The 11,618-nt window shown below is 72.8% G+C and carries 11 protein-coding genes; 9 read left to right on the plus strand and 2 right to left on the minus strand.

The genetic code is table 11. From position 1 onward, the window contains the following. Positions 1–38 precede the first annotated feature (38 nt). Entirely contained in the window at positions 39–920 is an 882-nt protein-coding gene (locus ACFC1J_RS06545) for a response regulator transcription factor (protein ID WP_375903595.1), read from the plus strand. 274 nt (positions 921–1,194) lie between these two features. On the opposite strand, the gene ACFC1J_RS06550 is transcribed toward ACFC1J_RS06545, so the two are convergent. Next, the gene (locus ACFC1J_RS06550) at positions 1,195–2,415 is read right to left on the minus strand and encodes a chitinase (RefSeq protein WP_375903597.1); all 1,221 of its coding nucleotides are present in this window, start codon (positions 2,413–2,415) and stop codon (positions 1,195–1,197) included. 234 nt (positions 2,416–2,649) lie between these two features. Here ACFC1J_RS06550 and ACFC1J_RS06555 point away from each other — a divergent pair, with 234 nt between their 5' ends. From ACFC1J_RS06555 to ACFC1J_RS06585, 7 genes are all read left to right on the plus strand, one after another. Beyond that, positions 2,650–4,245 carry an ATP-binding protein gene (locus ACFC1J_RS06555; protein WP_375903599.1) on the plus strand — a complete coding sequence of 532 codons (1,596 nt, stop codon included), beginning with the start codon at positions 2,650–2,652 and terminating at the stop codon, positions 4,243–4,245. Next, positions 4,242–5,402 carry a hypothetical protein gene (locus tag ACFC1J_RS06560; RefSeq protein WP_375903601.1) on the plus strand — a complete coding sequence of 387 codons (1,161 nt, stop codon included), beginning with the start codon at positions 4,242–4,244 and terminating at the stop codon, positions 5,400–5,402. The genes ACFC1J_RS06555 and ACFC1J_RS06560 overlap by 4 nt, the downstream gene beginning before the upstream one ends. A 66-nt stretch (positions 5,403–5,468) precedes the next feature. Continuing rightward, entirely contained in the window at positions 5,469–6,143 is a 675-nt protein-coding gene (gene tsaB, locus ACFC1J_RS06565) for a tRNA (adenosine(37)-N6)-threonylcarbamoyltransferase complex dimerization subunit type 1 TsaB (RefSeq protein ID WP_375903603.1), read from the plus strand. Further along, entirely contained in the window at positions 6,140–6,754 is a 615-nt protein-coding gene (rimI, locus tag ACFC1J_RS06570) for a ribosomal protein S18-alanine N-acetyltransferase (RefSeq protein WP_375903605.1), read from the plus strand. Before tsaB ends, rimI begins: the two co-directional genes overlap by 4 nt. After that, a complete protein-coding gene (gene tsaD / locus ACFC1J_RS06575; RefSeq protein WP_375903607.1) occupies positions 6,747–7,847 on the plus strand; it encodes a tRNA (adenosine(37)-N6)-threonylcarbamoyltransferase complex transferase subunit TsaD in 1,101 nt (366 codons plus the stop codon). The genes rimI and tsaD overlap by 8 nt, the downstream gene beginning before the upstream one ends. Beyond that, on the plus strand, positions 7,844–8,287 hold the full coding sequence (locus tag ACFC1J_RS06580) for a hypothetical protein (RefSeq protein WP_375903609.1): 444 nt from the start codon (positions 7,844–7,846) through the stop codon (positions 8,285–8,287). The genes tsaD and ACFC1J_RS06580 overlap by 4 nt, the downstream gene beginning before the upstream one ends. A 4-nt stretch (positions 8,288–8,291) precedes the next feature. Continuing rightward, a complete protein-coding gene (locus ACFC1J_RS06585; RefSeq protein WP_375903611.1) occupies positions 8,292–9,485 on the plus strand; it encodes a hypothetical protein in 1,194 nt (397 codons plus the stop codon). Between the two features lie 6 nt (positions 9,486–9,491). Here ACFC1J_RS06585 and ACFC1J_RS06590 read toward each other — a convergent pair whose 3' ends face one another. After that, a complete protein-coding gene (locus tag ACFC1J_RS06590) occupies positions 9,492–10,700 on the minus strand; it encodes an SAM-dependent methyltransferase (protein WP_375903613.1) in 1,209 nt (402 codons plus the stop codon). Positions 10,701–11,100: 400 nt separating this feature from the next. Between ACFC1J_RS06590 and groES the strand changes: the two genes are divergently transcribed. Beyond that, positions 11,101–11,397: a co-chaperone GroES gene (groES, locus tag ACFC1J_RS06595; RefSeq protein ID WP_292720108.1), complete on the plus strand. Its 297-nt coding sequence runs from the start codon at positions 11,101–11,103 to the stop codon at positions 11,395–11,397. Positions 11,398–11,618 lie beyond the last annotated feature (221 nt).

Here is an 11,618-nt window from a genome sequence, read left to right on the forward strand (position 1 = left end):
ATCGGTATGATGCAGACGACCGAAGCGCAGGGAAGAGTATGAGCGAAGACGACACGAGGACCGCGGTCATCATCGAGGACGATCCGGATGTCCGCTCGCTGCTGGACGAGGTGTTCCGTGCCGCCGGCTTCCGCACGGTGCTCGCGGGAACGGGCCTCGAGGGCGTGGCCGCGGTCGCCGCGCACGAGCCGATCATCACGACCCTCGACATCAACCTGCCCGGGATCGACGGCTTCGAGGCCGCCCGGCGGATCCGCGCGGTCAGCGCGACGTTCATCATCATGCTGTCGGCGCTCGGTGAGGAGTCCGACGTCGTGCTGGGCCTCACCTCCGGCGCCGACGAGTACCTCGTCAAGCCGTTCCGTCCGCGCGAGCTCCGCGCGCGCATCGAGGCGCTGTTGCGCCGCCCCCGCAACACCCGCCCCGTCGGCACGGGGCCGGCCGGCGGGGGCGCCGGGGAGCCGCTGCGCGCGGCGAGCTCCGCACCGGAGTCCAACGCCTCTGCCGAAGGACAGCCGATGCCCGCACGCAATCCCTCCGCGACGGCCGCGATCCCGACGATCGGCACCGCGGGATGGCATGCGCATCGCGACATCAGCCTGGACCCGGTCACGCACACCGTGCTCGTGGCGCAACGGGAGGTCGAGCTGACCCCCACCGAGTTCGACCTGCTCGCCACCCTGCTCGAGTCCAAGCGCCGTGTGCGCAGCAAGGAGGATCTGGCGCTCGTGCTGCGCGGGGAGGCCTTCGGATCCGCGTCGTACGTGGGCGAACCCGACAAGCGGGCGATCGAGGCGCACATGGCGAACCTGCGCCGCAAGATCGGCGACAGCACCGCCGAGCCGCGGTACATCGAGACCGTGCGCGGCGTGGGCTACCGCCTCACCGCGCACACGGACGGCGCACCCGCCCAGAGCTGACGGCGCGCTCGCGCAGAGCCGACCGGCCCCGCCAGGGCGGACGGGCAGGGCGCCGAGCCCCCGCTCGGCGCCCCGTCGGCGATCCGTTTCATCGCCCTGTGTGTGCACGGGCCGGCCCCGTGCATCCCGCGGGAGTCCCGGGTGCCGATCCCGATCGGCACCCGGCCTCCGCATACCGGCACCGACTCCCCCATCGGTGTCCGGTCCCGCTCCCGGGCAGGGTCCCGGGAGCGGGGTGGCGCCTTGTCCCGAGGCGCCACCCGCTCCGTCCCGGTTACGGGTCCCTGGTCGGAGCGGGGGTCGATGCCGGCGGCGGCGGCGCCGGCGAGCCCGTGAACGGCGCCGTCGCCTCGCCCGTCGCGGGCGCGGTCGGTGCGGGACTCCCGGTGAGCGCGGGGGCGGCGGCGAACCCGCGCCCCAGCACGGCGGCGAAGGCGGCCTCGCTCTGCGCGATGCCGCTGCAGGAATCAGAGGCGGTGCGCGTATCGGGGGCGTCGGCCCCGCAGGCGCGGTCGCGGTTGAGCGACCACATCGAGATGCGGGCGAGGCGCTGCTTCTGAGCGAAGGCGTTCAGCGTCGCCGCGTCGTCGAGGGCGAACACCTCGTCGGGCACGTCGTTCTGCCCGATCATCGGGGTCGCGCCCATGATCGTCCACGCGCCGCCTGCAGGAAGGGCGAGGTGCAGATCGTCGTAGAGCCGGCCGAGCTGATCGTGCACGGCGGTGAGAGCCGTGATCGCGGCGCCGGCCATCGACCGGTCTGCGAGCGGTGCGCCGTAGTCCATCGTCATCGCGTTGATCCCGGAGAGCCGCACGCCCGCCTGCAGCAGCTGGCGGATCGCGCGCAGCCCGTCGGTGCCGAGACCATCCTGGTCCGAGGGGAGCGTGAGCCAGACCGAGAGATCCGAGCCCTTCGCGCGCGCTCGCCCCTGCAGGCCTGCGATGGCAGCCGCTCGGCGGTCCCCTGCGACGACGTCGCCGAGCGCCGCGTTCTCCAGATCGAGGTCGACCGCCGTGATCGTGTAGCGCTCGAGCACCCTTGCGTAGGCGCCGATCAGGTCGCCGACCGTTCCGCAGGCGCTCGCGAGTTCGGTGCCCCTGGCGCCGCCGAACGACACCGTCACGGCGCTGCCCGCTTCGCGCTTCCGGGCGATCCGGTGGTCCAGGTCCAGCACGCGGCTCGCCTCGGCGAGCGAGTAGACCCCGCCCCAGGTCGGGCTGCACGCCCCGCCGGGCCCGGCGGTGACGAACGCGAGCACGAGGGGGTCGGAGCCCGCGCCGGCCAGGGCGGCCTCGGCCGGGTGCGCCGCCGAGACGTCGTAGTAGCCGCCGAACCACCGGGGGCCCGCGGTGGCGCCGGGCGCCGCCTCGTCGCGGAGGAGGAGCCACGGGACCACGATGATGCCGGTCGCGACGGTGAGGGCGACGAGCAGACCCACCAGCACGCGCCAGACGGACGGGTGCCCGCCGGACGGGGATGCAGAGGGGCCGGTCATCGCAGCACGCTCGCTTTCTGCCCGTCGATGGCGTCGTGCGGATCCGCCGCGGAAGGGGGATCCGGTCAGTGGGGGACCTTCGTTGCTGCGATGCTAGGCGGCGCGATATATCCGTTGAAGGGCCTTCGGCGCTTCTTTGGATAACCTTGCGGAAGCGTTGAGCCACCCGGCGCGGCCGGGTCCGGGCGATGCGTCCCGCAACCGGCTCCACGCCACGCAGGAGAGGGGATCGGCATGTCCCGCAGGGCGTCGATCTGGCGTTGGCAGCTCATCTTCGTCAGCACCACGGTCGCGGTCGCGGTGCTCGTGGCAGCGCTCAAGCCGACCATCTTCGCGACCCCGCTCTTCACCGCCGGACTCGCGCTGTCGGTGCTGACCACGGCTGTGGTGCTGGTGCTGCCGTGGGACCGCATCCCGCCGGCGGGGATACTCGCGGTGCCGATGATCGACATCTGCGCGATCGGCCTCACGACGCAGGCCCCCGACATCCGCCTCGGGTTCCTCTGGGTGATCCCCATCACCTGGATCGCCACCTACTACTCGATGATCGCGGTGTTCGGCGGCATCGCTCTCATCACGGTGTTCCTGTTCACCGTCGCGAACCAGACCGGCCTGATCTCGGACGTGGTGCTGCGCGTGCTCATCACGGCGTTCGGACTCGGTTTCCTCGGCACCACGATCCGGATCGGGGTGCGTCGCTCGCGCGCCTCCCGCCGCCTGCTGCGGCGCCGATCCGAGCAGATCGACCGCGTGGCGCGGCGGGCCGAGACGCACGAGCGCCGGGTCACCCAGATCATCGACGCGCTGGACACCGCGCTCGCCGCCGTCGGTGAGGACGGAGTGATCCTGAAGATGAACGACGCGTACCGGCGCCTGTACGGTCTGGATGCCGACGGTCTCGCGCTGCCTGCGCTCGCCGTGGAGTACGACGACCGGGAGGGGGAGCCGATCCCGGTCGAGGGGACCGTGCTGTCCAGGGCCGCGCGCGGCGAGCACCTCTCCGGGGAGCGGGTGTGGCTCTACAGCGTGGACGGCGAGTGGCGGGCGCTCGAGGTCGGCACGCAGCCGATCGCGAGCGACGCCGACCAGGGCGCCGTCGTCCTGGTGAAGATCGATGACGTGACCGCCCGGCTCGCGGCCGCCGAGGAGCGCCGGCTGATGTCGGCGATCCTCACGCATGAGCTGCGCAATCCGCTCACCGCCATCGTCGGGCACGTCGATCTGCTGCTCGAGCGCGACGATCTGCCGGCCCGAGCGGCCGACCAGCTGAGCGTGGTCGCGGGCGCCGCGGAACGCATGCAGGATCTGGTGACGACGGCGCTGGACGTGTCCCGGCCTCGCCCGCGCGTGCTGTCCGAACCGGTCGACCTGCACGCTCTGGTCCAGGCGTCGGTGTCCTCGTTCCTGCCCACCGCGACGGCGAACCGGCTGCGGGTCGACATGGCGGGCGCGTCGACGCTGCTCATCTACGGGGACGCGTTCCGCCTGCGGCAGGTGATCGACAACCTGCTCAGCAACGCGGTCAAGTACACCGCGGCGGGCGGATCCATCCTGGTCTCGCTCGGCGTCGCCGACGATGCCAGGGCGGAGGTCGTCGTGCAGGACACCGGATCCGGCATGGCGCCCGCCGACGTGGAGCAGCTCTTCCAGCCCTACTTCCGCGGCGAACGGGCAGAGCGCAGCGGCGTGCCGGGGACGGGCCTCGGACTCGTCGCCGTCCGGGACATCGTGACCGCCCACCACGGCGCCATCGACGTCAGCAGCAGGCTCGGCGAGGGCACGCGCATGCGCGTTCTCCTGCCGCGGCGCCCCGAGAGGAACGACGCATGATCCCGCTCACCGCCCCCGTGGGCATCACCGTGAACACGTCCGTGACGCTCGTCGCGCTCGTGACCCTGTCCGCTGCGCTGGTGTTCGGCCTGGCGCTCATGCCGCGCCCCAGCAGGGCCACCATCACCTGGTCGGTCGGGTTCGGCGTCGCGATGCTCGCGACCTACGTGTGGGTGGCGGCCAACCAGTTCGACAGCGCCCCGCTGCGCGCGCTGTCCTCCGGCCTGATCGTGAGCTTCGAACCGCTGCTGTGGCTCGGCATCCGCTACTACGCGGGGAAGCGTGCGCTCTGGCCGGCCGCGGTCGCGGTGGCGTTCGTCGCGATCGGCCCGGCGCTGCTCACGTCGGCCAGCACCTCCGACGCGTATCCGACGGTGTTCCGCATCGTGTTCTCCACGGCGGCCGTGTTCGCAGGGCTCTCGGCGTGGGAGCTGTTCCGGCTGCGGATCAGCGCGCGGGACGTCGTGCTGCCCCTGGCGCTGATTTCATCGGCGTTCGTCGTCGTCGCCGCGTTCGGCATCGTCGCCGGCGTGACGGGCATCGGATCCGCTCCCGGCGACGAGCTCCGGATGCTCCGCGACATCAACGGCGTCGGCATCCTGCTGACCAGTCAGTGCGCCGCCATCACGATCGTGCTGCTCGCCCGCGGCGAGGCGCTGCTGCGCGGTGGCGGCAGGGGCGGCCACGCCGAGGGAGACGGCACGGCCCTGCGGGCCCGTCTCGCCCGCGCACAGCGGCTGCAGGATCCGTCGTGGTCGCTGCTGGACATCCGGCTGGACGATCCGGCCGACCTGCAGGAGGCGTCCGGCGCCGCGGCGTTCGCCAGCATCGTGGACGCGTTCCACGCGCACGTGCTCGGCGCGCTGCCTGCGGCGGCGGACGTCGAGCGGGTCTCCGACGTGCAGGTGCGGGCGCTGCTGCCCGGAACCGAGGAGTCCGTGCGGCGCGAGCTGCGGGTGCTGCTGCAGCAGGTCTCCACGATCGAGGACTCGGGCCCTCGCGCCTCGGTGCGCGTGTCGGCGAGCGTCGGCTGGGCAGGAGCCGCGGTCGCGGGCTACGACTTCGACGCGCTCTCCGCCTCCGCCGCCGACGCCGCGGTCCTCGCGCAAGATCGCGGGGGCGACCGCTGGGAGCGCGCCGGGGCCTCGGCACGCTGACGAGCGGAATCAGGGGCGGATCCCGCGCAGGGACCGGGCTGGGACCATCGCGGCTAACCTGGAGGGGTGATTCTCGGCGTGGACACCTCACTCGGCTCGGCCGTCGGCCTGATCGGCCGGGACGGGCGCACCCTCGCCGACGTGTCGCAGACTGGTCGCCTCGGGCACGCGGAGGCGATCGGATCCCTGCTGGAGCAGGTGCTGGCCGCTGCGCCGTCTGCCGGTGTCGCTGCCGGTGTCGCGCCGTCTGCGGGGGCCGACGCGGATCCGGATCCGCTCACGCACGTCGCCGCAGGGATGGGGCCCGGCCCGTTCACGGGGCTGCGGATCGGGATCTCCGCCGCACGCGCGTTCGCCCTCGGCCGCGGGGTCCCCGTCATCGCCGTGCCCAGCCACCATGCCGCGGCCCTCGAGGTCATCGAGGCCGATGCCCCCGCTGAGCCGTTCGCGATCCTCACCGACGCCCGCCGCCGCGAGACCGCGGTGACCGTGTACGAGGGAATCGACGTCGACGGCATCCCGCACGCGGTCGTCGACACGGTGCTCGTGCCGCAGGCCGACGTCGACCGCAAGCTCGGCGCGCTGCGCCGCATCGAGGTCACCGCGATCTCGGGCGCCGCTGTCGCGCGCATCGCCCGCCGCGCCGTCGCGGCAGGACGCACCCTCACCGGATCCGAGCCGCTCTACCTGCGCCCTCCGGACGCACGCGTCCCGGCGGCGCCCAAGAGGGTCGGGCTGTGATCCGCGCGGCGACCGCCGCCGACCTCGACGCGATCATGCTCATCGAACGGCGCTCCTTCCCGACCGACGCGTGGAGCGCGGAGCTGATGGCGGCCGAGCTGTCGAGCCCGCACGGACGCTACCTCGTCGACGTGGAGCCGGTGGCCGATTCCGGCGCGCAGAGCGCGGGCGGCGAGGTCGTCGTCGGCTACGGGGGCGTGCGGGCGCTGCGCGGATCCGCCGACAGCGACATCCAGACCATCGCCCTCGATGCCGCGCACCGCGGGTCCGGTCGGGGCAGGGCGCTGCTGCGCGCGCTGCTCGCCGAGGCGGCGGAGCGCGGCGCTCATGAGGTGTTCCTCGAGGTGCGCGCCGACAACCCGGTGGCCCAGGGGCTGTACCTCTCCGAGGGGTTCGCCGAGATCGGCCGCCGCGCCGGCTACTACCAGCCCGACGACGTGGACGCCGTGATCATGAGGCTCGATCTCCGCGCGTGGACGTCCCGGGGGCCCGCGGTGGCGGATGCGAGCGTGCAAGACGGCAGGACGAACGCCGGTTCTGAGGAGGATCCGACCGGATCCGTCCTGCAGAATGTCAGGAATCCTGCAGACGTGAAGGGATCCGATGACTGACCAGCCTCTCGTGCTCGGGATCGAGACGAGCTGCGACGAGACCGGGATCGGGATCGTCCGCGGGCGCACCCTGCTGTCCAACACGATCGCCTCGAGCATGGACGAGCACGCGCGCTACGGCGGCGTGGTGCCGGAGGTCGCCGCGCGGGCGCACCTGGAGGAGATGCAGCCGGCCATCGAGCGCGCGCTCGCCGAGGCGCAGGTGCGGCTCGAAGACCTCGACGCCGTCGCGGTGACGAGCGGGCCGGGCCTTGCGGGCGCGCTCATGGTCGGCATCGGCGCGGCGAAGGGGCTGGCGGTGTCGCTCGGCAAGCCGCTGTACGCCGTGAACCACCTCGTCGGGCATATCGCGGCCGACATCCTCACCCCCGACTCCGTGCCCCTGGAATACCCCACGATCGCGCTGCTGGTCTCGGGCGGGCACACCTCGCTCCTGCACGTGCGCGACCTCACGACCGATGTCGAGCTGCTCGGCGAAACGGTCGACGACGCCGCCGGTGAGGCCTTCGACAAGGTCGCCCGGATCCTCGGCCTGCCCTATCCCGGCGGGCCCGAGATCGACAGGGCCGCCGCGGGCGGCGATCCGGCGGCGATCCGGTTCCCGCGCGGGCTTTCCCGTGCGTCGGATCTGGAGAAGCACCGCTACGACTTCTCCTTCTCCGGTCTGAAGACCGCGGTCGCCCGCTGGATCGAGCGCGAGCAGGCCGCGGGCTCCGAGATCCCGGTCGCCGACGTCGCGGCGAGCTTCCGCGAGGCCGTGGTCGACGTGCTCGTCACCAAGGCGCTCGCCGCTTGCACCGACCGGGGCGTGCCGCGGCTGCTGCTCGGCGGCGGCGTGATCGCGAACCGCCGGCTGCGCGAGATCGCACTCGCCCGCGCCGCCGAGGCGGGGGTCACGGTGCGGATCCCGCCGCTGTCGCTGTGCACCGACAACGGCGCCATGATCGCCGGGCTCGCGGCCGAGCTCATCTCCTCCGGCCGGCGCCCCTCCACGCTCGCGTTCGGCGCCGACTCGACGCTGCCCGTGACCGAGATCCAGGTCGCGGAGGACGCCGCCGGCGTCCCCGTCCACGCGGGCAGCGGGGCCGGATGATGTCGACCGCGGACGGGAAGGACCCGAAGCGCTACACGCGGCTGCCGACGGCGCCGGTGCCCGTGGGGATGGAGAGCGGCCCGCAGCTGGACGGCGGGCTGGAGCCGGAGGACCTGGAGCTCGACCGCGACGGCGCGGCGGTGGTGCACGAGGAGTGGCACCCCACGGACGGCACCGCGGCGCCGGTGCGCTCCTCCGCCGAGCCCCGGCTCGCGCCGTGGGCGCTGCTGTCGGCGATCGTCGCGCTGTTCGCCTCCCTGTTCGTCGGCTGGGGGATCCCGGTCGCGATCGTCTCGGTGATCGCCGCGATCATGTCGTTGCGCCGGTCGGGGGAGAGCCGCGCCGTCGCCGTCTGGGCGCTCGTGCTCGGGGCCGTGGCGACCCTCTACAGCGCGGGATGGCTCGTCTGGGCCGGATACCGGTTCGGCTGGTTCGGGTAGCGGCATGAGGGATCCGTCGGAGGACGAAGAGCGGCGCGAGTTGGAGCGCCGTGCCTTCGGGAGGGACGGATCCGGGCTGAGCGAGGCCGAGGCCGCGCGCCTGTCGGAGCTGCGCCGCGAGGACGCCACCGGACGCGATTCGATCCCGGAGCCCGCCTCGACCCCTGAAACGTCTGCCCCGGTCCCTGAGGCTCACGAAGGGTCCCCGCCCGTGGTGCGGGCCGCTTCGCTCCCGGAGCCCGGGTTCGCCGCGACCCTCGTCCCGGACGGGGCCCCCGCGATGCCCGCGGCTCCCGCGGTGCCGGCGACTCCCGAGAAGGCACCGCGGACGCCGATCGGCCGACTCCGCGCCGAGGTCTCGGCCTGGCTCGCGTCGGGTCGCTGGAGACGCCCGCGCTACCTCGTCGGCGGCCTGATCGTCCTGCTCCTGGTCGGAGTCCTGATCGGCGTCGCGATCCCGCGGCCGCCGGATGTCGGACTGGCGTTGAGAGCGGGCGAAGGCGAACGCCGGGACAAGGTCGCAGAGCGCGCCGACTTCGACCCCGGATCCCTCGCCCTGCTGGCCCGCTCCGACCATGCGCTGCTCTGGTACGCGACGCAGTCCCGCGGTGACCTCCTCTGCGCGATCATCGACGTCAAGGGGTCCCCGCCGCAGCACAACTGCCTGCCGCGACGAGCGATTCGCGAGCAACCGCTCGATGTGGTGAGCCAGAGCAAGCCCGGTGCGGACGGCAACGTGGCCGGCGATCAGGGCGCCGTCACGCTGAGCGGGACGGGGGCGCCCCTGGGGTCTCTCCAGCACTGGTCCTTCGCGGCGAATCCCGACCCCGGGCTGAGCCCCGCGGAGACCGAGATGTGGAAGCGCATCACGGCCGAGAACGGATTCAGGTCGACGATGATCGCCGGCCGCATGAGCGGGGTCCCCGTCTGGATCGGCTACCGGGACCAGGGCGATCTCTGCCTCGTCGTGGAGGACGGGGAGACGTACAAGGACTGCGGACAGCAGCTCTCCGCCCCGTCGCCGTCCCGTTTCGGGACGGATGAGGCTCCGCCCACCCTCGCCCTCGATCTGCCGGCGACCGATGCGCACGGCGCCTACCGGCTCGAGTACTGGACCGGCTTCTCGTCCTATCTCGTGATCACCGCCGACCCGGATCCGAGGCCCACGCCGCCGTTCGGCCTCAAGCCGGCGGCCTGACCGCGCTCAGACCCGGTCCGCGAGGATCGCGTGGCGCTTGTCTCCCACGCGCACGAGGATCAGGGTCGCCTCGGCCGATCCGCGGAGCGTCAGCTTCTTGCGGAATGCGGCCGGATCCACGTCCACGCCGCGCTTCTTGATCTCCAGGCGACCGATCCCGGCCTTCTTCAGCGCCGTCGAGATCGCCTTCGGATTCATCGGCAGCACCTCGCGCACGCGGAAGGACGCCGCGAAGGGGCTGTCGGCGGGGGCGTCGGAGGTCAGGTAGGCGATGTGCGGATCCAGCATCCCGGCGTCGAGTCGGCGGGCGAGGTCCCCGATCAGCCGGGCGCGGATCACGGCGCCGTCGGGTTCGTGCACGTACGCGCCGAGCTCGCGCACCTCGGCGTCCTCGGTGTCGGCGGGCGCGGTCAGCTCATGCGCCCGGTCGCCCCGGATCACCAGGGCCGCACGTCGCACGCCCGCGCGCGCGAGCACACCGGACCACAGCACGAGCTCGACCACGTCGCCGTCGGCGCTGACCCACTGCGCCTCGACATCGGCGGGGATCGCGTCACGATCGTGCGCGGGCCCGAGCTTGATGCCGGCGGGGATCCGCTCCGCGAGCGCGAACGCCCAGTCCAGCGAGGGGGAGTAGTCGTCGGCGGCGACGCGACGGGTCTCGGAGTGCCCCGCCGTGCGCCGGGCCGGATCCAGCCACACGGCCGTGGGTCCGGTCTCCGAGCCGGTGGAAGGGACGGGCGCGTGATCCTCCGCGAACCCGTGACGCACCTCGGCGTCGGATCCGAACGGGGCGAGGTTGTAGGCGGCCAGCGCCGCGGTCACCTCGTCGGCGTCGACGGCCGTGACACCGATCCCTGCGCCGGCGAAGGCCAGCGCATCCCCGCCGATCCCGCAGCCGAGGTCCGACACGTGGGTGATCCCGGCGGCGCGCATCCGGCCGGCGTGCCGCGCGGCGACGCCGAGCCGCGTGGCCTGCTCGAGGCCGGCGCGGGTGAAGAGCATCCGGTCGGCGAACCCCCCGAACTTCGCCGTCGCCCTCGTGCGCAACCGCGCCTGGCCGACGACTGCGGAGACGAACTCGGGGGAGTGCCCCTCGGCGCGCAGCCGCATGACGGCGCGGGCGGCGGCATCCGTGGTCGCGATGGGTCCGAGGGCGTCGAGCATCCGCAGCGCCTCGGGCGTCAGCAGGATCCGCAGTTCGCTCATGTCCACGCGCTCCAGGCTATCGACGTCGCGGCGCGCTCCGTCGCGGCACCCGTTGTCGGGGCGCGCGGGTGCGGGCGCCCCCGCGCGCGGGTTCCTGCTGTGTGCACGGGAACCTGCCACGAGTGCACCGGATCCTGCCACGAGTGCACGGGTTCCTGCGGAGTGCACCGGATCCTGCCACGAGTGCACCGGATCCTGCCGAGCGCACGGGATCCCCGCGTCAACAACCCGTGTTCCCGGCAACAACCCGCGCGCTCGCGGGGTGGGACGGCGACAACCCGTGTGATCGGCGGCGCATGGGCTGGCACTCTGATTGCGGGAGTGCCAGCGATGTGCCTAGACTGTCGTTAGCACTCTCAGGCTGAGGGTGCTAATCAGTCTTGAACCGTCAAGAAAGAGGTAGACCGTGTCGGTTTCCATCAAGCCGCTCGAGGACCGCATCGTCATCAAGCAGGTCGAGGCCGAGCAGACCACCGCGAGTGGCCTGGTCATCCCCGACACCGCCAAGGAGAAGCCCCAGGAGGGCGAGGTCGTGGCCGTGGGCCCCGGTCGCATCGATGACAACGGCAACCGCGTCCCGCTCGACGTCAACGTCGGCGACCGCGTGCTCTACAGCAAGTACGGCGGCACCGAGGTGAAGTTCGGCGCCGACGAGTTCCTCGTGCTGTCGGCGCGCGACGTGCTCGCCGTCGTGGTGCGCTGAGCGCCCTTCGAGTTCCCCAGGGAGTGCCCCGCCGCGTGCGTATCGCTCCCTGACACAAGGCCCGGATGCGACGCATCCGGGCCTTCGTCGTCCCCACCACCTCCGAGTCGTCCCCGTGAGCGGAGGCCAGGGGCTCGGCTCGTCGCATCCTGGGGCTGGAGTCGGTCCCAAGGGTTGGGCTGTTCGCCCATTAAAGCGGTACGCGAGCTGGGTTTAGAACG

The sequence above is a fragment of the Microbacterium sp. NPDC056052 genome (assembly GCF_042266785.1).
Classification (GTDB): domain Bacteria; phylum Actinomycetota; class Actinomycetes; order Actinomycetales; family Microbacteriaceae; genus Microbacterium.